Genomic DNA, 24,858 nt, shown 5'->3' with positions numbered 1-24,858 from the left:
GGAGCCCAGTCTGGGCTCCCGCCTTCGCGGGAGAACAAGGAAGGGCAGTCCGAGTTCAGTCCGGCACGCCGCTCCTTGATAACACCCCATCATCACCGGTTAGCCGCAATGATCTGCCGGATCTTCGCCTCGACCGCAGCATCGCCCGCGCCGGTTGCCAGCCCCTTATACGCTGCCGTCGCCGGCCGCCCGACCATCGTCCCCGACTTGTCCGCGGTATCGACGATCGTGTTGACCGACAGCCCGACCCGCAACGGATTGCGCCGCAACTCGCCCTTGTCGAGCGCGATCCGCACCGGCACGCGCTGCGTGATCTTGATCCAGTTGCCGCTCGCATTCTGCGGCGGCAGCAGCGCGAACGCGTTGCCGCTGCCCGCGCCCAGCCCGACGACACGCCCGTGATAGACCAGGTCGTCGCCGTACATGTCCGCGGTCACCGTCGCTGCTTGCCCGATCCGCAGATCGCGCAACTGCGTCTCGCGGAAGTTCGCATCGACCCACACGCGGTCGAGCGGCACCACCGACATTAGCGGCATCCCCGGCGCAACGTGCTGCCCGAGCTGTACGGTCCGCTGCGCCACCACGCCGTCGATCGGCGCGACCACATGCATGTGGCTGCGCGTAATCGCCGCGCGCCGATACGCCGCGATCGCCGCCATCACCGCCGGGTTGTTCGACACGGTCGTGCCCGCAACGCCGCTGCGCGACTGCGCCTGCTGGCTGCGCGCGAGTTGCAGCGTTGCCGCCGCCACCTTCACCTGATCCGCCGCATGGCTCAGTTCCTCGCCCGAGATCGCGCCTTCCGCAGCCGCCCCGCGACGTCGCGCAAGATCGTTCCGCGCCCGCGCCAGCTCGGCCTCGGCCTGGACCACCGCCGCGCCGGTCTCGTTCACCTTCGAGAAGTCCGACCGGGTCGTGCGTACCGCCCGCGCCAGCTCCGCCTCCGCCGACGCCAGGCCGACGTCTGCGGTCGCGGCGTCGAGGTCGATCAACGGCTGCCCGGCCTTCACCACCTGCGTGTTGTCGGCATGGATCGCGGTCACCTGCCCCGGATCGCGCGCGGTGATCGCCACCACGTCGCCGGCGACATACGCATCGTCGGTTTCCTGCTCGGGCGCGGCGAGCAGGAAATGGAACACCGCCCACACGATCGCGCCGATCACGACGACGACGCCGAGGATCGTCAGCGCCCGCTTGCGTGCCCGCGGATTACCGGCGGGCGCGGGAGGAGTTGCGGGTGCGGGTGCCGGATCGGTCTGCGTATCGGTCATCGTGTCACATCCTGAAAATCGAAACCGCCACCCAGCGCCAGCACCAGCTGGACACGCTGTTGCGCGGCATTGGCGGCGAGATCGGCATCTGCCTGTTCGGCAGCGAGCAACCGCACGTCGTTGTCGACGAGGTCGAGCCGGCTATCGAGCCCGCTCGACACGCGAATGGCGTTCAACCGCCCGGTCTCGGCATAGCCGCGCACCACCTCGCGTTGTCGTTGTCGGTCGGCGTCCAGCGCTGAGATCCGCGCCACCGCATCCGCCGCCTCGCGTACCGCACCGACGACCCGGTCGTTGTAATCGGCGGTCGCCAGATCGAGCGCCGCGGTGGCGCCCGCCAGATCGGCCTTCAGCCGGCCATTGTCGAAGATCGGCAGGTGGATCGCCGGCCCGACGCCCACCGTCCCGGCATCGAGCGACACCAGATTGCCGAGCCCGACCGCCTGGAACCCCGCCAACCCCGCCAGGTTCACGTTCGGATAAAAGGCGCGCCGTGCCACCTGACGCCCCGCCGCCGCCGCTTCGATCCGGGCCTGCGCTGCACCGATATCCGCCCGCCGCGCGAGCAGATCGGCCGGCACCGTGCTCGGCAACGGCAGCACGGCATCGAGCTTCAACGCGGTCGCGCCGATCGTCGCCGGATAATCCACCCCGCGCCCGGCAAGCGCCGCCAGCGCGTTCTTCGCAAGCACCTGCGCCACCTGCGCGCGCACCAGCGCCTGCCGCGCCTGCGCCAGCAGCGTCGTCGCCGCCTGCGCATCCAGCTTGCTGCCGAGCTTGTTGCGGATCCGCACGTTGACCAGCCGCAGCGTATTCTCGCGCGTGGCGATCGTCCGCGTCGCGATCCCCGCCTGCGCCTCGGCACGTTCGAGGTCGATATAGGTCTGCACCACCGCCCCCGAGAGCGCCAGCCGTGCCGCCGCCACGTCGAGCGCCGCCGCGCGCACCGACGCGCGTGCGCCCGCGATCGCGGCCTTTTGCCGCCCGAACAGGTCGAGGTTCCACGACAGGTTGGCCGCAACCGTTCCGACGAACCGGGTCGACCCCGCAAAGGGCGGCGGGATCGTGTACCGCCCGCTCAACCGCGCATATTGTTCCTGCGCATCGAGCGTGACATTGGGGCCGTTCTCGGCGCGGTTGGTCGACAACACCGCCTGCGCTTGCGACACGCGTGCGAGGGCGGCGTCGAGCGACGGATTGCCCGCCACCGCATCGCTGACCAGCCGGTCGAGCTGGCGGTCGCCGAACCCGCGCCACCAATCGGCCGCGATCACCGGCGCCGCGTCCGTCGACAGCCCGAGCGCGGTGGTCGAGACCGGCTCGACGATGCCCTTGGAGGCTGGGATAGCGCATCCCGCGAGCATTGCCGCCACCGTCAAAGGCGCGAGCGCCGAGCGCATGCTGATCGTCCCCGCCGTCATAGTTTCCGACGTCATGGGCGAAGTCCTTCGGTCATAGCATCGTCCAGCGTGGTGCGGAGTTTCTGCATCAGTTCGATCAGCTTTTCGATTTCAGCGCGGTCCCAGTCCGTCAGCAGGACGTTCCAGTACGTGATGATGCGGTCGCGACACCGGATCGCCGCGGCTTCCCCGTCCGGCGTGATTTCGAGATTGAGTACCCGGCGGTCGTCGTTCGCGCGCGACCGCGTTACCCAGCCACGTTGCTCCATCGCGTCGACCAGCCGGGTCGTTGCCCCCTTGTCGTGCGACAGATCGCGCGCGAGGTCGGCGCATGTCGAAGAGCGGCCCGCCAGCATCGACATGAGCGCAGACCACTGCGTCGCCGACATGCCTTCCGCAGCGAAGACGGGCTCGATCAGGCCCTGCCCGATCTGATGGATACGACGCGCGAGATAGCCGAGCGAACAATCCGGCCCGAACGCAGTCTTGGTGTAGAAAGCCATATCATTGCCATGGCAACCATTGCCCAGGCAGTCAATTGCCCTTCAAGCATTCTTCGGACGGTCTATGCCGATCAAAGGCACCGTCCGGCAGTTTGCATAGTGACGAGACATCGTCTTTAAGGGTGGCGCGGCCGATCCCGCGACTCGAACAGCAGCGCAACACCTGCGCACGCTGCCGGATCAATTGTCGCGAACGCTCTTTCGCTCGAGTTGATCCAGACATTGGGCCAACAGCGCGCCGACGAGATGATCCAATCGATCGTCGGCGATCAGCAACGCTTGCGCAATTGCCTCGCGCAATGCGCCGCTATCGTCCTGTTTCTCGGTCATGTCGCCTGTGTGCCAGCCTGGCAGGAAACCGCAATTCACAAGGTTAAGATTGAAGATCTTATCTTGAATCAGTCGCGAGCTAGTAGGTTTTTACTTTGGCACCACCGCTTTGCCGCGCCCAACGTCTGTTGTGGCCATCCAAACCGAATCGGCGAAAAACACGTTGGCGCGAAACAATTTGGCGCAGACGGCCAAGAATCTCGTCCGCGTGCGCTGCCTGGGTACCGAGGTCTTTCCCAGCGAGATCTTCGACGGGCATGCCTGGAATATGATGCTGCGCCTGTTGGTCGCGCACGCGAATGAAGACTGCCTGTCCGAAGGCGAGCTCATCGCGGCAACTGGCACGCCACCGGGCGTGGGACAGCGCTGGCTTGCGCATCTCGTCGCCGATGAACAAATCGAACCCTATGCGGCGGGAAGCTCCATAGCGCTGACGCCGGCGGCGCTGGATCGCGTGGAAGTTTTCCTCCGCGGCGCCAGCGCCATCCACCAGACCGACGGCCCCAGTTGACGCCGAATAGCGATCGCGCCAGTCACCCGCTGCCCGCCGTGAAGCCCCCCGGGAAGATTGCCGGGAAGATTGCCGGGAAGATTAGCGCATTGCCCGCCTCCCGCACCCTTCCCCGATGCCTTCCCCCTTGCTAAGGCCCCATCGGTAACAGCATTTTTCGCTCGGTTCCCGACGCGCCCGCGTGGCCTATATGGCTGCTTTCCCCTCGGCGCCCGGTGGCCCGACGCCCACGGGAAGGACCCCTATGACTGCCATTGGCCAGGATACCCTCAAGACCCGCACCAGCCTGTCGACCGGCGGCAAGTCGTACGACTATTACAGCCTCGCCAAGGCGTCCGAACAGCTTGGCGACATCAGCCGCCTGCCCTTCTCGATGAAGGTGCTGCTCGAGAATCTGCTGCGCTTCGAGGACGGCGTGACGGTCACGCGCGACGACATCCAGGCGATCGTCGACTGGCAGAAGGAGCGTCGCAGCGACCGCGAGATCCAGTATCGCCCCGCCCGCGTGCTGATGCAGGATTTCACCGGCGTGCCGTGCGTCGTCGATCTCGCCGCGATGCGCGACGCGATGACCAAGCTCGGCGGCAACCCCGAGAAGATCAACCCGCAGGTCCCCGTCCATCTTGTCATCGATCACTCGGTGATGGTCGACGAGTTCGGCACGCCTCAGGCGTTCGGCGAGAATGTCGACCTCGAATATGAGCGCAACATCGAGCGCTACGAGTTCCTGAAGTGGGGCAGCAAGGCGCTCGACAATTTCCAGGTCGTCCCCCCCGGCACCGGCATCTGCCACCAGGTGAACCTCGAATATATCGGCCAGGCTGTCTGGTCGTCGGCGTCGTCGGGTGACCATGGTGACGGCACCATGATCGCGTATCCCGATACGCTGGTCGGCACCGACAGCCACACGACGATGATCAACGGTCTCGGCGTGCTCGGCTGGGGCGTCGGCGGGATCGAGGCCGAGGCCGCGATGCTCGGCCAGCCCGTGTCGATGCTGATCCCCGAAGTCGTCGGCTTCAAGCTGCTCGGCAAGCTGAACGAGGGCATCACCGCGACGGATCTCGTGCTCACCGTCACCCAGATGCTGCGCGCCAAGGGCGTGGTCGGCCGCTTCGTCGAGTTCTTCGGCCCCGGCCTGTCGTCGATGACGCTCGCCGATCGCGCGACGATCGCCAACATGGCGCCGGAATATGGCGCGACCTGCGGCTTCTTCCCGATCGACGACAAGACGCTCGATTACATGCGCCTCACCGCGCGCTCGGACGAGAATGTCGAGCTGGTCGAGGCGTACGCCAAGGCCAACGGCTTCTGGCGCGACGAGAATGCAGAAGACCCCGTCTTCACCGACACGCTCGAGCTCGACATGGGCACCGTCGTCGCCTCGCTCGCCGGCCCGAAGCGCCCGCAGGACCGCGTCAGCCTCAACAAGGTCGACGAGGTGTTCAACAGCGACCTCCACAAGCTGTACCACAAGGAGCAGCCCGCGCGCGTCGCGGTCGAGGGTCGTGAGCATGACATCGGCGACGGCGACGTCGTGATCGCCGCGATCACCAGCTGCACCAACACGTCGAACCCGTCGGTGCTGGTCGCCGCCGGCCTCGTCGCGCGCAAGGCCAACGCCCTCGGCCTGAAGTCGAAGCCCTGGGTGAAGACGTCGCTGGCTCCCGGTTCGCAGGTCGTCACCGACTATCTCGACAAGGCCGGGCTGACCGCGGACCTGAACGCACTCGGCTTCAACCTCGTCGGCTATGGCTGCACGACCTGCATCGGCAATTCGGGGCCGCTCGCGCCGGCGATCTCGTCGGCGATCAACGAGAACGACCTCGTCGCGGCCTCGGTCCTCTCGGGCAACCGCAACTTCGAAGGCCGCGTCTCGCCCGACGTCCGCGCAAACTTCCTCGCCTCGCCGCCGCTCGTCGTCGCCTATGCGATCAAGGGCACCGTCACGACCGACATGATCGAGACGCCGCTGGGTCAGGGCTCCAACGGCCAGGACGTGTATCTGCGCGACATCTGGCCGACCAACGAGGAAGTCCGCAGCACGATGGACGCCAATATCGACGCGTCGATGTTCGGTGCGCGCTACGGCGATGTCTATGCGGGCGATTCGAAGTGGCGCGAGATCGACGTCACGGGTTCGGACACCTACGCCTGGCGCGCTGGTTCGACCTATGTCGCCAACCCGCCATACTTCGACGGTCTCAGCATGACGCCGTCGCCGGTGCAGGACATCATCGACGCCAAGCCGCTCGCGATCCTCGGCGATTCGATCACCACCGATCACATCTCGCCCGCAGGCTCGATCAAGGCGGACAGCCCCGCCGGCCGCTTCCTTCAGGAGCATCAGGTCAGCAAGGCCGACTTCAACAGCTATGGCGCACGTCGCGGCAACCATGACGTGATGATGCGCGGCACCTTCGCCAACATCCGCATCAAGAACGAGATGGTCCCCGGCGTCGAAGGCGGCATGTCGAAGTATGACGGCGAGGTCATGGCGATCTACGACGCCGCGATGCGCTTCAAGCAGGACGGCACACCGCTCGTGATCGTCGCGGGCAAGGAATATGGCACCGGCTCGTCGCGCGACTGGGCGGCCAAGGGCACCAACCTGCTCGGCGTCCGCGCGGTCATCACCGAGAGCTTCGAGCGTATCCACCGTTCGAACCTGGTCGGCATGGGCGTGCTGCCGCTGCAGTTCGCCGAGGGCACCGATCGCAAGACGCTCGGCCTCGACGGCTCGGAGACGTTCACGATTCTCGACGTGGCGAGCATCCGCCCGCGCCAGGACGTGACGGTCAAGATGACCCGCGCCGACGGCACGAGCGAGACGTTCGAGACCAAGTGCCGGATCGATACCGTCAACGAGCTGGAATATTTCCTCAACGGCGGCATCCTGCAGTACGTCCTGCGCAAGCTGGCCGCGTAAGACTCCTACGTCGTTCCGGAGCGATCCGGGACGACGCCCAAGCCTAACCTACCTCCCTGTCGATCCTCCCCCGCAAGGGGGAGGTGGCGCCAAAGGCGACGGAGGGGGAGGACACGGAACGGAGGTTTCCCTTACCTCCCCCTCCGACAGGCAAGTGCCTGCCACCTCGCCCTCGCGGGGGAGGATTGCGGGACGGTGATATCCAAAACTGCTACTGCGCGCCGCGCGCGCCCCGACCTGCCCATAACAAAAAGGCGGGGCGACCGTGAAGGTCGCCCCGTAGTTCAGGGAGAAGACCGGGACAGGGGAGACCCGGTCAAGTCGCCGTCCACAGGGGGAGAGGGAGCGGCGACGCACCCTCCTTCGGCTCGATATGTTGCAGTGATGTGTCGAACAGGGCGAATGACGAACTTTTCACCTAACGATGCTGGTGCGCTTCCGTCCCAATCCTCCCCCGCCAGGGGGAGGTGGCAGGCGCCAGCCTGACGGAGGGGGAGGATAGGGCAAACCGCTGTTGCGTATCCTCCCCCTCCGTCACCTTCGGCGACACCTCCCCCTGGCGGGGGAGGATTGGGGTCAAAGTCCGAGCGCCCGCCCCGCCACCGCACCCAGCTTCGCCACCAACGCCGGATCACGAGCATCCCGCACGGTGATGATCGCGCTATCCAGACACGTGTCGATCGGCGAGGCGTCACGCTCAGCCGGCAACGCGCGCAGCAGCGCCATCACCATCGCGCGCGCCTTGGCCGCGTTGGCGCCAAGTTGCGCGATCACCTGCGCGACGTCGACGCCGGCCTCGTCCGCGCGCCAGCAGTCGTAATCGGTCACCATGCCGACCAGTGCGTAGGGAAGCTCCGCCTCGCGCGCGAGTTTCGCCTCGGGCATCGCCGTCATGCCGATCACGTCGCAGCCCCATTGCCGGTAGAGCAGGCTTTCCGCGCGCGTGGAGAATTGCGGGCCTTCTATCGCGAGATAGGTACCGCGGTCGTCGACCTGCGCGCCGGCCTCACTCGCGGCGTCTGCGACATAGCGCGACAGACGCGGGCAGACCGGGTCGGCCATCGAGACATGCGCGACGAGGCCGGCACCGAAGAAGCTCGAGATGCGGCCCTTGGTGCGATCGATGAACTGGTCGACGACGGTGAAGCTGCCGGGTGGCCTAGCTTCCACAAGCGAGCCGACCGACGACACCGCGAGCACGTCGGTGACGCCGAGCCGCTTCAACGCGTCGATGTTCGCGCGGGCGTTGAGGTCGGACGGTGCGATGCGATGTCCCCGGCCGTGGCGCGGCAGGAACGCGACGTTCACGTGACCGACGCGGCCTGTGTAGATCGCGTCGGACGGCCCACCCCAGGGCGTTTCGACCGTCTGCCAGCGGCCGTCCTCGATCCCGTCGACCGCGTAGAGGCCGGAGCCGCCAATGATCCCGATCGTCCAGCCGGTCATTCGGCATGCGCTCTCGGTCGCGCATAGGCGAAGTAGATCACCAGCCCGAGCAGGTTCCAGGCCCCGAAATAGAGCTGCGTCTTGGAGGGCAGGCTGAAGAACAAATACAGGCAGCCGAGAATGCCGATCACGCCCACCAGCGTTGCGGCGGGAGCGCGGAACGTCCTGATCGCATCGGGCGCGCGGCGGCGCATCACGAGCATGCTCGTGCACACCGCGACGAAGGCGGCGAGCGTGCCGGCATTGGCGAGCGCGGCGATCTCGGCGAGCGGCAACAGCCCGGCGATCACCGAGACAATCGCCGCGGTGATCCAGGTGATCCGCACCGGCGCGCCGCGCTTCGACACCTTGGCGAGCGACGCGGGCAACAATCCGTCGCGCGCCATCGTGAAGAAGATGCGGCTCTGGCCGAACAGGAACGCGAGCAGCACGGTCGGCAGCGCGATGACCGCCGACGCGCCGAGGAAGGTCGCAAAGCCGGGCCGCCCCACCTCGCGCAGGATGAGCGCGAGCGGTTCGGCGCTCTTGGCGAACGCGGCATAGGACAGCGCACCGACCGCGGCGACCGCGACGAGGATGTAGATCGCGATCGACATGACCATCGATCCGATGATGCCGATCGCCAGATCACGGCCGGGATTCTTGGTTTCCTCCGCCGCGGTCGAGATCGCGTCGAAGCCGTAAAAGGCGAAGAAGATGATCGCCGCCGCCGCCATCACGCCGCGCTCGACGCCGTCCGCCGCGACCGCCTTGGGGAAGCCATAGGGCATGAACGGATGCAGGTTCGCGCTGTTGAAATAGTGCAGCGTGATGAACACGAAAACCGCAAGCGCGATCATCTTCACGCCCACCAGCACCGCGTTCAGCGTTGCGCTCTCGCGCGTGCCGAACGACAGAACGCCGGCCACGACGATGATGATCAGGATCGCGGGAATGTTGAGGATGCCGCCAAGCTCGGGGCTTTGCATCAGCGCTTCGGGAAAGCCGAACGCAGCACGCAGCAATGGCGCGGCATAGCCCGACCAGCCGACCGCGACGGTCGACACGACCAGCGAATATTCGAGGATCAGCGACCAGCCGATCACCCAGGCGACGATCTCGCCCAGTACGACATAGCTATAGGTATAGGCGCTGCCCGAGGCGGGGATCATCGTTGCCATCTCGGCATAGGCGAGCGCGGCGCACGCGCAGATCCCGCCGGCGATGACGAACGACAGGATCACTGCGGGCCCAGCGAGCCCGGCGCCGACGCCGATCAGTGTCAGGATGCCGGTGCCGACGATGCCGCCGACACCCATCGCGATGAGATGCGGCCACGACAACGTCCGCGCGAGCTGATGCTCGGGAGGCTGCTCGGTGACGATTTTTCGGCGAAACAGACTGGCCACGGATATCCCCTTTGTTGGCGCGGGGAGTGGCACAGGACGGGAGCGTAGGGCAAGGTGGGGGGCACTTACTGCGCACCGCGTTAGCGCGGCGGCTCCCTCTCCCCGTCATGCCGGGCTCGTTCCGGCATCCACTGATCCGCGCACTCGAGAGATATGATTTCGCGGGACCATGGACCCCGGAACTAGTCCGGGGTGACGGAAGGCGGGCGTCGTCTCGCAAGACGGCCACTCCGCTCCCTTGTTCTCCCGCGAAGGCGGGAGTCCGGTCTGGGTCCCCGCCTTCGCGGGGAAACACGCTTAGGTTAAGCGCGCGGCAGCCCTTTAAACGGTGAAGCTTTCGCCGCACCCACAGGCGCCCTTGGCGTTGGGATTCTGGAATACGAAGCCGGCGGTGAAGTCGTCCTCGACCCAGTCCATCGTCGAGCCGATCAGATACAGGATCGACCCGCCATCGACGAACAAAATGCCGCCGGGCGTCTCGATGCGCTCGTCGAACGGTTTGGCCTCGGTGACATAGTCGACCGAGTAGGCGAGGCCCGAACAGCCGCGCTTCGGCGTCGAAAGCTTAACCCCGATCGCGTCCGCCGGCGCGCGCGCCATCAGGTCCGCGATCCGCGTATGCGCGGTCGCGGTGAGATTCAGAGCCGCGGGTCGTGCGCGCAATGTCGTCGCCATGATCGTCGTCCTTCCTTCCCCTCTCCCGCAAGCGGGAGGGGCCGGGGGTGGGCTCCCGGCCAGCCACTCAAACCGTCACTCGCGAGGTGAGCGCGAGCCCACCCCCTGCCCCCTCCCGCTTGCGGGAGGGGAAGACGCCTACAGCATGCCCAGTTCGAGCTTCGCCTCGTCGGACATCTTCTGCGGATCCCAAGGCGGATCCCAGACGAGGTTGACCTCGGCGATGCCGACCCCCGGCACCGCACCGACGCGCATCTCGACCTCCATCGGCATCGACTCGGCGACCGGGCAGTTGGGCGTGGTCAGCGTCATCGACACCACCGCATGCCCGTCCTCGGTCACTTCGACGCCGTAGATCAGACCGAGGTCATAGATGTTCACCGGGATCTCGGGATCGTAGATCTCCTTTAGCGCATCGATGATCGCCTCGTACATCGCGCCACCGGGCTCGCCCGCGGCATCGGCCTGCGGCTTCTGCGCAAGGAACCCGGCGAGATAATCGCGCTTCCGCTCCGCATCCGTGTCCGTATCCAGCACGACACGCGCCTTGGGCGGGGCCTCGACCGCGTCCACTTCCTCGATGCGAAATCCGTCGCTCATCCAAAAATCCTCGTTACTCGTTCGATCCCGCGCACCAGCGCATCCACGTCGGCAGGACCGTTATACACACCAAAGCTCGCCCGCGCCGTCGCCTCGACGCCCAGCGCCTCCATCAGCGGCTGTGCGCAGTGATGGCCGGCACGGATCGCGACTCGCTCTTCGTCCAATATGGTGCCGATGTCGTGCGGATGAACCCCCTCGATCGTGAAGGAGACGATCCCCGCGGAGTCCTCGGGGCCGTACAGCCGCACCGAATTGATCCCGGACAGCGCCTCGCGGGTCGCGGTCACCAGCGCGGTCTCGTGCGCATGGATCGCGGCAAGCCCGATGCTCTCGACATAGTCGATCGCGGCATGCAGCCCGAGCGCGCCGACGATATGCGGCGTCCCCGCCTCGAACCGTCCCGGCGGCGGCGCATAGGTGGTCTTGGCGAACGACACCTTGTCGATCATCGACCCGCCACCTTGGTAGGGTGGCATCGCGTCGAGCAGCTCGGGCTTGGCCCAAAGCACGCCGATCCCGGTCGGGCCGTACAGCTTGTGCCCGGAGAACACGTAGAAATCGCAGCCGATCGCCTGCACGTCGACCGCGATCCGCGGCACCGACTGGCAGCCGTCGAGCAGGATCTTGGCACCGACCGCATGCGCGATCTCCGTCGCGCGCTTCGCATCGAGCACCGAGCCGAACACGTTCGAGACATGGCCGAGCGCGACCAGCTTGTGCGCCGGCGTGATCATCGCCTCCATCGCGTCGAGATCGATGCGGTGATCGGGGGTCAGAGGGATCACGTCGATCGCCGCACCGACGCGCTCGGCGACCATCTGCCACGGCACGATGTTCGAATGATGCTCCAGCAACGACAGCAGGATGCGGTCGCCCGCCTTCAACTGCTCGCCGGCCCAGCATTGCGCGACGAGATTGATCGCCTCGGTCGCGCCGCGGACGAAGACGATCTCGTCGGGCGAACCCGCGCCGATGAACCGTGCGACCGATTTGCGCGCCTCTTCATACGCGACGGTCATGTCGGCCGAGCGCTGGTACACGCCGCGGTGTACGGTGGCGTAGGTCTCGCCGTAGGCGCGGGTTATCGCATCGACCACAACCTGCGGCTTCTGCGCGGTTGCGGCGGTGTCGAGATACGCCCAGCCTTCGGGGATCGCGGGGAAGTCCGCGACACGATCGAGCGGGCGCGTTTCAAGCGTCAGCGTCACAACGCCCGCTCCAGCCACGCATCCGCGTCCGCCACGAACGCCTCACGCACCGTCTCGTCCGCGATCTGCGCGAACGCATCGCCCACGAACGCGCGCGTGAGCAGCGCCTGTGCCTTGGCATGCGGTATGCCGCGGCTCTGCATGTAGAACAGCGCACGCTGGTCGAGTTCGCCGACCGTCGCGCCGTGCGCGCACTTCACGTCGTCGGCGAAGATCTCCAGCTCGGGCTTCAGATTGACCGTCGCGGTGCGCTTGAGCAGCAATCCGCGGAGCGACTGCACGCCGTCGGTCTTCTGCGCGTCGCGCGCGACCTCGACGCGCGCCGCAAGGCTCGCCGTCGACGTGTCCGCGGCGACCGCGCGCCAGATCTGCTTGCTCTGCCCGTTCAACGCAGCATGCCGCACCGACACCGCGCATTCCTGCCGCTGGTCGCGCCGGGTCAGCAGCGCGCCGCCATATTCGGCGAAGGCGTCATCACCCGACACCGTCAGCGCACCATCGATCCGCGTCCCGGCATCGCCCGCGCCGAGGACCGTGACGATCAGGCTCGCGCCCGCACCGATCTCGGCCTCGTCACGCAACGATACGAAGCCGTCGCTCTGCAACAACCGCACTGCGCGGGTCAGCTTGGCCGCCTTGCCGAGCGTCATCCGCGTCGACCGGTTCGACCAGCCGGCGCCGACATACGTCTCGACCACCGACGCGCTCGCGCCATCGGCCAGCACGATCTCGGCCGGAAGCTGATTCTCGCCGCCGGTCGCGATGTGGACGATCTGGAGAAGCTCGACCGAAGCCCCCGCCCCGACGCGCACCGACCAGCCGGTCCCGGTGGTCCGGCGGCCAAGCACATGCTCGCCCCCCTCGACCTGCGCGATCGTCACATGGCGAAGATAGCTCCGCGCCGCATCGAGCACGCCATCGACGAACACCGCCCGCGCGCCCGGCAGATCGAGGAACCACTCGCCCGCCACCGCAACGCCGCGCGGCAACTCCGCCGCCGCCGCAATCGCCGCCGGATCACCCCAGCGCCATGCCTCCTCGCGGGTGGAGGGAAGTTCCATAACCGCGCTCATCGTGCACCCGCTGCAAGGAAGAGGGGTTCACGCGGAGACGCGGAGACGCGGAGAAGAAGATTGGGCTTGCCCGCACGGGCTCTCAGATCACGCCCGGAGAAAGCACGCGGGAGCGCTGCTGAGGCGACGACACCTCCGCGTCTCCGCGTCTCCGCGTGAACCAAATTCTTACTGCCTGCGGCGCGAGCGGACGTCATGCGGCAATCCCCACATAGCCTTCGTTCTCGAGCTGCTGCGCGAGTTCCTTGCCGCCCGAGCGGACGATGTGGCCATCGGCGAGGACGTGGACGAAGTCCGGCTCTACATAATCGAGCAGCCGCTGGTAGTGCGTGATCAGCAGCACCGCCTTGTCGGGCGCGCGCATGATGCGGTTGATGCCGTCGCCGACGACGCGCAGCGCATCGATGTCGAGCCCCGAATCCGTCTCGTCGAGGATCGCGAACTTCGGGTTGACGATGCCCATCTGGACCATCTCGTTGCGCTTCTTCTCGCCACCCGAAAAGCCGACATTCACCGGCCGCTTGAGCATGTCGTAATCCATGCCGAGCAGATCCGCCTGCGCACGCGCGAGCTTCAGGAACTCGCCGCCCGATAGCGCCTTCTCGTCCCGCGTCGCACGCTGGGCGTTCAAAGCCTCGCGCAGGAACTGGACGTTCGACACGCCGGGGATCTCGACCGGATACTGGAAGCCGAGGAACACGCCCGCCGCGGCGCGCTCATGCGCCTCGAGCTCGAGCAGGTCGACGCCGTCGAACGTCACCGACCCCGACGTGACCTCGTAACCGGGCCGCCCGCCAAGCACATAGCCCAGCGTCGATTTGCCCGCGCCGTTCGGCCCCATGATCGCGTGCACTTCGCCCGCGTTCACGGTGAGCGAAAGGCCCTTAAGGATTTCCTTGCCGTCGATCTCGGCGTGAAGGTTTTCAATTTTCAGCATTCGTATTCGACTTTCTGAAGTTCGCGTCGATCATGTCGAACCGAGGTTTGTAAAAGGGCAGCGTTAGGACACCCGCTTGGCGCAATCGCGCGCATTTTTTCAACTGGGTTGCGACGGCGACATGTCGATCGGCCGACTTGGCCGTCGGTCGACCTCCCGTCTTGTAGAGACAATCGACATACGCACTGATTTTCTCAGGGTCGACGTCCGACGCCGGCATCATAACGAGGAATAAGGCAGAAATTATCACCCCACGCTGCCTTCGAGCGAGATCCCCAGCAGCTTCTGCGCTTCCACCGCGAACTCCATCGGTAGCTGCTGCAACACCTCCCGCGCAAACCCATTCACGATCAGCGCCACAGCCGCCTCCGCATCCAGCCCGCGCGACATCGCGTAGAAGAGCTGATCCTCGGAGATCTTCGACGTCGTCGCCTCATGCTCGATCTGCGCGGAGGGGTTACGGACCTCGATATACGGCACGGTATGCGCGCCGCACTGGTCGCCGAGCAGCAAGCTGTCGCACTGCGTGAAGTTGCGCACGCCCTCTGCGGTCGGCGCGACGCGCACCAGCCCGCGATAGGTGTTGTCCGACCGCCCCGCCGAAATCCCCTTCGACACGATCGTCGAGCGGGTGTTCTTGCCGAGATGGATCATCTTCGTGCCGGTATCGGCCTGCTGGCGATTGTTCGTCACCGCGACCGAATAGAATTCGCCGACCGAGCCATCGCCCGCCAGCACGCACGACGGATATTTCCACGTGATCGCGCTGCCGGTCTCGACCTGCGTCCAGCTGACCTTCGAGTTCTTGCCCTGGCACAAAGCGCGCTTGGTGACGAAATTGTAGATCCCGCCGACGCCGTTCTCGTCGCCCGGATACCAGTTCTGCACGGTCGAATATTTGATCTCGGCATCGTCGAGTACGACGAGTTCGACGACCGCCGCGTGCAGCTGATTCTCGTCGCGCATCGGCGCGGTGCAGCCTTCGAGATACGAGACGTACGAGCCCTTGTCGGCGACGATCAGCGTGCGTTCGAACTGCCCGGTATTCTCGGCGTTGATCCGGAAATAGGTCGACAGCTCCATCGGGCAACGCACGCCCTCCGGGATGTAGACGAACGTGCCGTCGGAGAAGACCGCCGAGTTCAGCGTCGCGAAGTAATTGTCACGCTGCGGCACGACCTTGCCGAGCCACTTCCGCACGAGATCGGGATATTCCTTGATCGCCTCGGAGATCGACCGGAAGATCACGCCTGCGGCCTCGAGCTCCTTGCGGAACGTGGTCGCGACCGAGACGCTGTCGAACACCGCATCGACCGCGACGCGGCGCTTGGGCGTGCCGTCCTCGTTCAGCGGATCCTCGACCACGCCCGCCAGCATCTTCTGCTCGCCGATCGGGATGCCGAGCTTTTCATAGACGCGCAGAATCTCGGGATCGACCTCGTCGAGGCTCCCCAGCTTGGGCTTCGCCTTGGGCTCCGCGTAGTAATAGGCGTCCTGGTAATCGATCGGGGGCACGTTGAGCTTCGACCAGTCGGGCGCGTCCATCGTCTGCCACAGGGCGAACGCCTTCAGACGCCAGTCGAGCATCCACTGCGGCTCGCCCTTCTTGGCGGAAATGAAGCGCACCGTGTCTTCAGACAGACCCTTGGGCGCGAATTCCTGTTCGATGTCCGAGGAGAAGCCCCACTCGTACGTCTTGTTCGCGGCGGCATAGGCCTCTGCGTTCCGGGTAGCCATTAGTTCATCTCCGCCGCAACGCGGCTCTCTAAAAACTCCGCGCCTCCGCGGCTCCGCGTGAACAAAATTGATTCACGCGGAGACGCGGAGGCGCGGAGGAAGGGGTAAGGCGCTGCGCGCGATGTATTCTTCATGCCGGCACCTGCGAAAGACTGGCGAGCGACACGCCCGCAAGCGCGCCGCGGACCGCGCCGTTGACGGCGTTCCAGTGCGGCTTAACCTTGCAGGTCTGGTCGATGCAGCAATCCTGCGCGGCGCCATCGACGCACGCGGTCAGCGCAATCTGGCCCTCGACCGCCTCGATGATGTCGGCGAGCGAGATCGACGAGGGCGGCCGCGACAGGCGGAAGCCGCCACCGGTGCCGCGCGTGCTCTCGATCAGCCCGGCGGCGGACAGCCGGCTGACCAGCTTCTGCACGGTCGGCAGCGGCACACCGGTCTCCTCGCTCAGCAGCGTTGCGTTCAGCCGTGCCACGCCGCCGCAATGACGCGCGGCGGCGCTCATCATCACGACCGCATAGTCGGCAAGGCTGGAAAGACGCATGGTGGCTTCGGAGTCCAATCGGACCGATATGATCCGATTGGTCAAATGGGCGTTGTGCCGTGCATCGTCAACCCGGCGAGCGGTGCTAACGACTCGCAACTGAAGGCCGGTTTTGTGCATCGTGCACGCCCCGAAAGCTTGACTTCCCCCCTCGCTGGAAGGGAGGGGTCGGGGGTGGGTAGGCTGCTGACGTCAGGTGGCGCCAGCCAACGAACCGACCCACCCCCAGCCCTTCCCTGCCAGGAAGGGAAGCAAGGACGAGCCATGGCCTTCTACCACCCGATCCTGTTCCGCCTCGACGCCGAACGCGCGCACGGCCTCACCATCGCCGCGCTCGGCGCGTGGGGTAAAGCCGGCATGCCGCTCGCCCCGAGCGCCCCGCGTCTCGCGACGACGGTGGCGGGGATCACCTTCCCCAACCCGCTTGGCCTTGCGGCAGGCGTCGACAAGGACGGTCACGCGATCGCCGGCTTCTTCGGGCTGGGCTTCGGCAGCGTCGAGATCGGCACGCTCACGCCGCTGCCGCAACCGGGCAATCCCAAGCCGCGCATCTTTCGCCTTCCGGAAGACCGCGCGGTGATTAACCGGCTGGGCTTCAACAATGGCGGGCTGGACGCGGCTCTCTCCCGAGCTTGTTCACCCGCGAAGGCGGGTGCCCAGACGCGGTCCCCGCCTTCGCGGGGAAACAAGGTTCTTGGCATCAACGTCGGCGCGAACAAGGACGCCACCGATCGCACCGCGGATTACGTCCACGGCATCGCCCGCGCCGCGCCGCACGCCGACTACGTCACGATCAACATCAGCTCCCCCAACACGCCCGGCCTGCGCGATCTCCAGCACGGCGCGGCGTTACGCGACCTGCTCGCCGCCTGCACCGCGGCGAAGGGCGACACACCGATCTTCCTGAAGGTCGCCCCCGATCTCGACCCCGCCGACATCGACGACATCGCCCGCGCCGCGCTCGACAACCGCATCGACGCGCTGATCGTCAACAACACGACGATCTCGCGGCCCGGTCTGCGCTCCGCCAACGCGAAGGAAACCGGCGGCCTCTCCGGCGCGCCGCTAGCCCCGCTCGGCCGGCAACGCCTTACCGATTTCCGCAAGGCAACCGGCGCCGCGATCCCGCTGATCTCGGTCGGCGGCGTAGACAGCGGCGCCGAAGCCTATGCCCGCCTCCGCGCCGGCGCGAGCCTCGTCCAGCTCTACACCGCGCTGGTTTACGAGGGACCGGGCCTGCCTGCCCGCATGCTCCGCGAACTGGACGCGCTACTGAAGCGCGACGGTTTCGCCTGCGTCGCCGACGCGGTGGGCGTCGACGCATAATTATCCTCCCCCGCCAGGGGGAGGTGGCTGGCGCTTGCCAGACGGAGGGGGCGGAAAGCGATCACCGAGGCGCCGTGTCCTCCCCCTGCGACGCCTGCGGCGCCACCTCCCCTGGCGGGGGAAGATTGCAGGGTCGGGCGTCGTGACGGGCATGATACGCCTTTGCGGTGACCACTTGCCTCATACCCGAACCGCGCTAGGCTCGGTTGCAATGAAGACTTCCCTCCTCGCGCTCGCCCTCCTCGTCCCAACCGCCGCTGTGGAAGCACGCCAACCGACCCCCGCCCCGGCAAAAGACCAGGGCATGGTCAGCGCCGCCGACCCGCGCGCCGCCGCCGCCGGCGTCGAAATCCTCCGCGCGGGCGGCAGTGCGACCGACGCTGCGATCGCGACGATGCTGGCGCTCAACGTCGTCGAGCCGCAGAGCTCCGGGATCGGTGGCGGCAGCTTCTGGGTGAGCCACGCAGCCGGCGGCGCGCTCAGCACGATCGATGCGCGCGAAGAGGCCCCCGCCGCCGCCGACGCACGCTGGTTCTACGCGCCGGACGGCACCCCGCTGAGCCACCGCGACGCGGTCCCCGGCGGGCGCAGCGTCGGCATTCCCGGTGCGCTCCGCGGCATGGCGCTCGCGCACCGCACCTCGGGCAAGCTCCCTTGGGCGCGGCTGTTCGAGCCTGCCATCCGCATCGCCACCGAAGGCTTCCGGGCCACCCCCCGCCTTGTCAACGGCATGAAGGCGTATGGCGGCCACATCACGCCCGAGACGCGCAAGCTCTTCTCCGCCCCGGACGGCTCGCCGATCGCGGTCGGCGGGACCATCAAAAATCCCGCGCAGGCCGCGCTCCTCCAGCGGATCGCTCGCCAAGGCCCCGACAGCTTCTACGTCGGCCCGCAGGCGCAGAAGATCGTTACCGCGGTCAACACCGCCGCGCGCAACCCGTCGAAGATGACGACCGGCGATCTCGCCAGCTACGACGCGAAAAACCGCCCGCCGGTCTGCATCAGATACCGCGTCTACCGGGTCTGCGGGATGGGCCCGCCCTCGTCCGGCGGCGTCACCGTGCTGATGATCCTGAAGCAGCTCGAACGCTTCGACATGGGCAAGCTCGGCAAGGACAGCGCGCAGGCCTGGCACCTCTTCGCCGAATCCTCGCGCCTCGCTTATGCGGACCGCGACCTGTACGTCGGCGATCCCGACTTCGTGCGCGTGCCGATCAAGGGCATGCTCGACCCCGCCTACCTCGCAAAGCGCTCGGCGCTGATCTCGCCTGCGACGACGATGGCGAGCGTCGCGCCCGGCACGCCCCCCGGCGCCCCCGCCCGCATCCGCGCGCCGGTCAGCGAAGTCCCCGGCACCACCGATCTCGCGGTCGTCGATGCGCGCGGCAACGTCGTCGAGGTCACGACCACGGTCGAGGGCTATTTCGGCTCCGGCCTGACGGTCGACGGCACCGTGCTCAACAACCAGCTCACCGATTTCGACATCGTGCCCGTGAAGAACGGCGCGCTCGTCGCCAACCGGGTCGAGGGCGGCAAGCGACCGCGCAGCTCGATGGCGCCGACGATCGTCTACGGCCCCGACGGCAAGGTCCGTCTCGCGGTCGGCGCGGCGGGCGGCTCGACGATCATCGCGCAGGTGGCCAAGGCGATCATCGGCGTGGTCGACTGGAAACTGAGCGCGCAGGACTCCATCGCGCTCGGGTTGCTGTACGCGCCAGGCCATGTTGCCGCCGCGGAGAAGGGCACAGAGCGTGAAGCGATGGTCCCTGCGTTGCAGGCGCTCGGCGAAACGGTTCAGGTCGCAGCACTCGGGCTCAAGGCGAATGCCATCGAACGGGTGGGCGGCAAATGGGTCGGCGCCGCGGACCCGCGCAGCGAAGGCGTGGCGATTTCAGAGGACGGAACGGTCACGCAGATCCAACGCGTCGGCGCTCTCCAGCGCGCGCCGGAGTAACGACAAAACTTCACTTCCTTGTTCTCCCGCGAAGGCGGGAGCCCAGTCTGGGTCCCCGCCTTCGCGGGGAAACATGCTTGGAGCGTGCGACGCCAACGAGCTATACCACCCCAAAGATCGAGCATCCCCGCCAGGGCAAAACGCTCGCAAAGCAGTTCAGGAGAGACAATGGCCCGCCAGCTCGAACGCTTCCCGAACCTCGTCACGATGTTCTTCACGCGCGCCGCGGAGAAAGGTGACGCGCCGTTCCTGTGGACCAAGACGAGCGGCACCTGGGTCGCCACCAGCTGGGCCGACGCCGCCCGCCAGGTCGCGGCCCTCGCCACCGCGCTCACCGCGATCGGCCTCAAACGCGGCGATCGCGTCATGCTGGTCAGCGAGAACCGGCCGGAATGGTGCCTGAGCGACCTCGCGATCATGGCGGCGGGGTGCATCACGGTACCGACCTACGTCACCAATACCGAGCGCGATCATCTCCACATCATCGAGAATGCCGGCGCCTGCGCGATCATCATCTCCACCGCCAAGCTCGCCAAGACGCTGTTGCCCGCCGTCGTGCGCTCGAACCAGGCGCAGATCGTGATCGGCCTCGAGGACATGAAGGTCCCCGCCGCGATCGACTTCCACAACTGGCACGCACTCATCGCCGCGCACCCGACCGCACCCGATGCCGCCGCCGCCCGCGCCAACTTCGCGCGCGAAGACCTTGCCTGCATCATCTACACGAGCGGCACCGGCGGCGCGCCGCGCGGCGTGATGCAGCACCACGGCGCGATCCTCCACAATTGCGCAGGCTGCGCCTCCGTCATCTCGGAGGATTTCGGCTGGGACGACGAGGTGTTCCTGTCGTTCCTGCCGCTCAGCCACGCGTATGAACACACCGGCGGCCAGCATTTCCCGATCTCGCTAGGCGGCCAGATCTATTACGCCGAGGGTCTCGAAAAGCTCGCCGCGAACATCGAGGAGACGCGCCCGACGATCATGTTCGTCGTCCCCCGCCTGTTCGAGGTCCTGCGCACGCGCATCTCGAAGACGATCGAGAAACAGGGCGGCGCGTCGGCCTACCTGCTGGCCCGCGCCCTCGACATCGGTGGCAAACGCTATGCCGGCCGCCTCCGCCTGATCGACCGGCCGATGCAGGCGGTGGTCGCGACTCTGTTCAAGCCGAAGATCTCGAAGAAATTCGGCGGCCGGCTGAAGGCGATGATCTCGGGCGGCGCGCCGCTCAATCCCGAGGTCGGGCTGTTCTTCGAAGCGCTCGGGCTGACGTTCCTGCAAGGCTATGGCCAGACCGAAGCCGCGCCGGTCATCTCGTGCAACCGCCCCAAGGCCGGCGTCCGCATGGATTCGGTCGGTCCGGCGCTCAACGACACCGAAATCCGGATCGGCGAGGACGGCGAGATCCTGGTCCGCGGCGAACTCGTCATGCACGGCTATTGGCGCAACGACGCCGAGACCGCGAAGGTCCTGAAGGACGGCTGGCTTCACACCGGCGACGTCGGCGAGCTCGACGAAAAGGGCCGCATCCGCATCACCGACCGCAAGAAGGACCTGATCATCAACGACAAGGGCGAGAACGTCGCCCCCCAGAAGGTCGAGGGGATGCTGACGCTCCAGCCCGAGATCGTCCAGGCGATGATCGTCGGCGACCGTCGCCCCTACATGGTTGCGCTGATCGTGCCCGACCCGGAGTGGACGCAGGAATGGTGCGCAGGCAACGGCGACGCGTGCAGCTTCGCGCGGCTCGCGGAGAACAGCGAGTTCCGGACTGCGCTGGGGGCGGCGGTAGAGCGCGTGAACAAGGATCTCACGGTAACCGAACGCATCCGTCGCTTCGTGCTGGCAGATAGCCCGTTCACGATCGAGAACGAGCAGCTGACGCCGAGCCTGAAGATCCGGCGCCACGTGTTGAAGCAGGTGTACGGCGAGCGGCTAGACGCCCTTTACGCCTAACCCCTCTCCCCTTGGGGGAGAGGGAGGGGCCCGCACGGCGCAGCCGGGTGGGAGGGTGAGGGCACGCGGCTGGCTCAAAGCACGTGCCCTCACCCATCCGTCGCCAAGAGGCTCCTCCTTCCCTCTCCCCTGAAGGGAGAGGGGTAGAAGATCACTTCTTCGCCGGCACCACCGCCATCGTCCAATCCTTCTCGGGCCGCAGATACTTCGCCGCGGTCGCCTGCAGCTCGACGGGGGTCGTTGCCACCAGGTCGCTTGCGATCCGCTGCGTTGCCGCGATCCGGCGCGGATCGAACGTCGCGCCGCCAAGCTGCTGCAACCAGAACTGGTTCCCGGTCGAGGCGCGCAGGATATATTGCCCCATCGGCTTCTTGATGCGGTCGAGTTCGTCCGCGGCGATCGGCGTCGACACCAGTTCGGCGGCGATCTGCCGGGCGATCTGGAAGAAGAACGACACCTTCTCCGGCGCGACCTGGCCGATCGCGACCATCCGGCCGCCGGTGTTCATCCCGACCGGCCACTGGCTCGACACGTTCGGGCTGTAGCTCGCACCCGCCGCCTGCCGCAGCCGCTCGAACAGCCGGTCGCTGAACACCTGCGCCAGCACGTCGAGACGCCGTGCCTCGACGATGTCGTCGATGCCGCCGCCGGTCGGCCAGGCGATCACCGCCGCCGCCTGGTTTTCCGGGCCGGTATGCGCGCGCATCACCGGCGTCGTATTGTGCGCGGGGAAACCGACCGGGGCACCGACCGTAGATACCGCCGTCCGCGGCTTCATCGCCCCGAATGACTTGGCGACCGCGGCGATCGCTTCCTCGGTCTTCACATCGCCGAAGATCGACACTTCGATCGGCCCGGTCTTCAGGATCGGCTCCCAGAACGCGCGGAAGTCCTTCGCGTTGAGCGCCTCGACGGTCGCCTTGGGCGGCGTTCCCCAGCGCGGATCGCCGGCGCGGAGCAGGCCTTCGAGGTCACGCGACAGCACGCCGTCGGGCGACGAATCATAACCGGCGAAACCCGCCAGCGCGGCGACTCGAGCACGGGCGACCGGTGCCGGATCCCAGGCGGGGAAGGCGAGCTTGGCCGCCATCAACCGCAGCTGGTCCGAATAATCGGCCGGCGAGGTAATCGCGTTCAGCGTGAAGGCATCGTCGTCGATCCCGAAATCAAGCCCGATCCTGCGCCCCGCGGTCAGCTGGTCGAGATCGCCCTGGTCGAGCTTGCCGATGCCGCCCGCGACCAGTGCGAGATCACCCGCCCAGGCCGGAGTCGGCCGGTTCGACGGGATCGCGGTATAGCCGCCGCCGAAGCGCACGCGGACATAGACGCGTCCGGTCTCGCCCGCATTGGGGAACAGCAACACGCGCGTCCCGTTCGCGAAGTTCACCTGCTCCATATCGAACGCGGTGATCTTCTCGCGGCTCGCGACCGTCCCGGGCTTGCCGAGCGACGGCAGCTTCGAAAAATCCACCGATGCCTGCGCGCGACGCTTGCCCGCGAGGCCCGAGACATCCGCCTTCAACGCGGTCGCCAGCTTGTTTGCGGCGCCCGCATCGGGCGTCTGCGTATTCACGAGCGCCCGCGTCGCGGTGCCCTCGAAGATCGCCTTGCTCGAGGCGAGCAGCGTGGCGGGCGTGAACATGCCCTTCGCCTTGGCGTCCTGCAAAATCTTGTACGAGGTTTCCGGCCCCGCCACGGTCTCGCGGATGTCGAGCGCGCCGACCATGTCGTCGGCCTGCTTCGAGCCCGCCTCGACCCGCGCGGTTTCGACGCTGGTCCGCATGATCGTGTCGAAATCGGCATATTCGCGGTTGACCTCGGCCTGGCTCGGCGGATTGGTCTGCGCGTCGGCGATCACCGCGCGCACGTCCTTCAACGCCGCCTCCCAGTCGGTCCCGATCGGCACGATGTTGACGCTGGTCAGGTTCGCCGAGCGCGACACGTCGTCGATCGACACGCCAGCCTGGAGGAAACTGCCGCCCGCCCGCGCCCGCGTCTCCAGACGGCGACTGATCAACCGCGTCGCAAGCACGTCGACCAGCCGCTTCTGGTTCATGATCGCGGTGTCGTCCTTATACTCCCACGGACGGACCACGCCGAGCGTAACCACCGCCGGAATCGCCGGCTCGGCGACCGTCGCGGAGACCGGCGCCTTCGGATCGGGCTTGCCGAAATCGGGGGCGGGCACGACCGGGCCGATGCCCTTCCAGTCGGCGAAGTTCTTGACGATCAACCGCCCGAACAGCGCCGGGTCCATGTCGCCCGAGATGATGACGACGGTGTTCTCCGGCCGATACCAGCGATCGTGGAACGCCTTCACCGTGGCGCCGGTGGCGGCCTCCAGCGTCTTGATGTTGCCGATCGGCGAACGGTCCGCGAGCGGTTGCCCGGCGAAGAACGTCGCGCGAATCGCATCGCCGAAGCGCACCTGCGGACCCGGCTGCTCGCGCTGTTCTGCCAGCACGATCGGACGTTCGGCGGCGACCGAGGCGTCGGTGATCGTCGGCTTTTCCATCATGCCGGCCATGATCTTCAGGCTCTCGTCGAGCCCCGCCTGGGTGGCCGAAGGAAGGTCGAGCTTGAACGTGGTCGAGGTCGGCGTGGTCTGCGCGTTGGTGTCCGAGCCGAAGGTCGCGCCGAACCGCTGCCACACGCGCTTAGCCTCGCCGTCGGGCACATATTCCGAGCCGCGGAACGAGAGATGCTCGATGAAATGCGCGAATCCACGCTCGCTGTCGGTCTCGTTCAGCGAGCCCGCATCGATCCGCACGCGCACCGAAACCTGGCCGGGGGGAACGCCGTTCTTGCGCACGGCGAACCGCATGCCGTTGGGCAGCGTGCCGAACTTCCACTCGGGATCGCGGGTAAGGTCACTGCCCTTGTAGAGCCATGCGGTCGTATCGATCCCGGTCAGCTCGGGAAGCGTCGGCGCTTCCTTCGCCCCCGTGCTGGTGGGGGTGGAGGCGGCCTGCTGGGTCGCCATCTGTCCGCTCGCCGGGATAGCGAGGCCGAGCAGGACGGGGAGCAGGACGGGAGCGCGAAACAAGCGCGATAAGGATACCATGACGCA

The 24,858-nt window shown here is 66.9% G+C and carries 19 protein-coding genes; 5 read left to right on the top strand and 14 right to left on the bottom strand.

Going from position 1 to position 24,858, the window contains the following annotated elements:
- Positions 1-92: 92 nt before the first annotated feature.
- The 4 genes from EQZ23_RS09515 to EQZ23_RS19785 form a co-directional block, all read right to left on the bottom strand.
- Positions 93-1,271, bottom strand: coding sequence for an efflux RND transporter periplasmic adaptor subunit (locus EQZ23_RS09515; protein WP_128454193.1), 1,179 nt, complete (start codon positions 1,269-1,271; stop codon positions 93-95).
- The gene (locus EQZ23_RS09510; RefSeq protein WP_346427818.1) at positions 1,268-2,707 is read right to left on the bottom strand and encodes an efflux transporter outer membrane subunit; all 1,440 of its coding nucleotides are present in this window, start codon (positions 2,705-2,707) and stop codon (positions 1,268-1,270) included. Before EQZ23_RS09510 ends, EQZ23_RS09515 begins: the two co-directional genes overlap by 4 nt.
- Positions 2,704-3,174 (bottom strand): MarR family transcriptional regulator, encoded by a 471-nt coding sequence (locus EQZ23_RS09505; protein WP_128454192.1) that lies wholly within the window; start codon positions 3,172-3,174, stop codon positions 2,704-2,706. Before EQZ23_RS09505 ends, EQZ23_RS09510 begins: the two co-directional genes overlap by 4 nt.
- Before the next feature lie 180 nt (positions 3,175-3,354).
- Positions 3,355-3,504: a hypothetical protein gene (locus EQZ23_RS19785; RefSeq protein ID WP_164913413.1), complete on the bottom strand. Its 150-nt coding sequence runs from the start codon at positions 3,502-3,504 to the stop codon at positions 3,355-3,357.
- Between the two features lie 130 nt (positions 3,505-3,634).
- On the opposite strand from EQZ23_RS19785, the gene EQZ23_RS09500 reads away from it, so the two are divergent.
- The gene (locus tag EQZ23_RS09500; protein WP_128454191.1) at positions 3,635-4,015 is read left to right on the top strand and encodes a hypothetical protein; all 381 of its coding nucleotides are present in this window, start codon (positions 3,635-3,637) and stop codon (positions 4,013-4,015) included.
- A 244-nt stretch (positions 4,016-4,259) separates the two neighbouring features.
- Positions 4,260-6,944, top strand: a complete 2,685-nt coding sequence (gene acnA / locus EQZ23_RS09495) for an aconitate hydratase AcnA (protein ID WP_128454190.1) — start codon at positions 4,260-4,262, stop codon at positions 6,942-6,944.
- Between the two features lie 576 nt (positions 6,945-7,520).
- Here the strand turns inward: acnA and mtnP are convergent.
- The 9 genes from mtnP to EQZ23_RS09450 form a co-directional block, all read right to left on the bottom strand.
- Positions 7,521-8,390, bottom strand: coding sequence for an S-methyl-5'-thioadenosine phosphorylase (gene mtnP, locus EQZ23_RS09490; protein WP_128454189.1), 870 nt, complete (start codon positions 8,388-8,390; stop codon positions 7,521-7,523).
- Positions 8,387-9,778, bottom strand: a complete 1,392-nt coding sequence (locus EQZ23_RS09485; protein ID WP_128454188.1) for an amino acid permease — start codon at positions 9,776-9,778, stop codon at positions 8,387-8,389. Before EQZ23_RS09485 ends, mtnP begins: the two co-directional genes overlap by 4 nt.
- 321 nt (positions 9,779-10,099) lie before the next feature.
- Positions 10,100-10,453: an iron-sulfur cluster assembly accessory protein gene (locus EQZ23_RS09480; RefSeq protein WP_128454187.1), complete on the bottom strand. Its 354-nt coding sequence runs from the start codon at positions 10,451-10,453 to the stop codon at positions 10,100-10,102.
- Positions 10,454-10,591: 138 nt separating this feature from the next.
- Positions 10,592-11,053: an SUF system Fe-S cluster assembly protein gene (locus EQZ23_RS09475; RefSeq protein WP_128454186.1), complete on the bottom strand. Its 462-nt coding sequence runs from the start codon at positions 11,051-11,053 to the stop codon at positions 10,592-10,594.
- Complete coding sequence (locus tag EQZ23_RS09470; protein WP_240663452.1) at positions 11,050-12,264, bottom strand: cysteine desulfurase; 1,215 nt, start codon at positions 12,262-12,264, stop codon at positions 11,050-11,052. Before EQZ23_RS09470 ends, EQZ23_RS09475 begins: the two co-directional genes overlap by 4 nt.
- Positions 12,261-13,325: a SufD family Fe-S cluster assembly protein gene (locus EQZ23_RS09465; protein WP_240663450.1), complete on the bottom strand. Its 1,065-nt coding sequence runs from the start codon at positions 13,323-13,325 to the stop codon at positions 12,261-12,263. The genes EQZ23_RS09470 and EQZ23_RS09465 overlap by 4 nt, the downstream gene beginning before the upstream one ends.
- A 205-nt stretch (positions 13,326-13,530) precedes the next feature.
- Positions 13,531-14,274 carry a Fe-S cluster assembly ATPase SufC gene (sufC, locus tag EQZ23_RS09460; RefSeq protein WP_128454184.1) on the bottom strand — a complete coding sequence of 248 codons (744 nt, stop codon included), beginning with the start codon at positions 14,272-14,274 and terminating at the stop codon, positions 13,531-13,533.
- Between the two features lie 246 nt (positions 14,275-14,520).
- On the bottom strand, positions 14,521-16,011 hold the full coding sequence (sufB, locus tag EQZ23_RS09455; protein ID WP_056418516.1) for a Fe-S cluster assembly protein SufB: 1,491 nt from the start codon (positions 16,009-16,011) through the stop codon (positions 14,521-14,523).
- A 130-nt stretch (positions 16,012-16,141) separates the two neighbouring features.
- On the bottom strand, positions 16,142-16,555 hold the full coding sequence (locus tag EQZ23_RS09450) for an SUF system Fe-S cluster assembly regulator (protein WP_128454183.1): 414 nt from the start codon (positions 16,553-16,555) through the stop codon (positions 16,142-16,144).
- Positions 16,556-16,819: 264 nt separating this feature from the next.
- Here EQZ23_RS09450 and EQZ23_RS09445 point away from each other — a divergent pair, with 264 nt between their 5' ends.
- The 3 genes from EQZ23_RS09445 (at position 16,820) to EQZ23_RS09435 (ending at position 21,788) form a co-directional block, all read left to right on the top strand.
- A complete protein-coding gene (locus tag EQZ23_RS09445) occupies positions 16,820-17,881 on the top strand; it encodes a quinone-dependent dihydroorotate dehydrogenase (protein ID WP_128454182.1) in 1,062 nt (353 codons plus the stop codon).
- 211 nt (positions 17,882-18,092) lie between these two features.
- On the top strand, positions 18,093-19,835 hold the full coding sequence (gene ggt, locus EQZ23_RS09440; RefSeq protein ID WP_206364211.1) for a gamma-glutamyltransferase: 1,743 nt from the start codon (positions 18,093-18,095) through the stop codon (positions 19,833-19,835).
- A 168-nt stretch (positions 19,836-20,003) separates the two neighbouring features.
- On the top strand, positions 20,004-21,788 hold the full coding sequence (locus EQZ23_RS09435) for an AMP-dependent synthetase/ligase (protein WP_128454181.1): 1,785 nt from the start codon (positions 20,004-20,006) through the stop codon (positions 21,786-21,788).
- A gap of 151 nt (positions 21,789-21,939) precedes the next feature.
- On the opposite strand, the gene EQZ23_RS09430 is transcribed toward EQZ23_RS09435, so the two are convergent.
- Complete coding sequence (locus tag EQZ23_RS09430) at positions 21,940-24,852, bottom strand: M16 family metallopeptidase (protein WP_128454180.1); 2,913 nt, start codon at positions 24,850-24,852, stop codon at positions 21,940-21,942.
- Between the last annotated feature and the right edge of the window lie 6 nt (positions 24,853-24,858).

The sequence above is a fragment of the Sphingomonas sp. UV9 genome, from assembly GCF_004101245.1.
Taxonomy (GTDB): Bacteria; Pseudomonadota; Alphaproteobacteria; order Sphingomonadales; family Sphingomonadaceae; genus Sphingomonas.
This window is presented reverse-complemented; position numbering and strand designations above follow the sequence as displayed.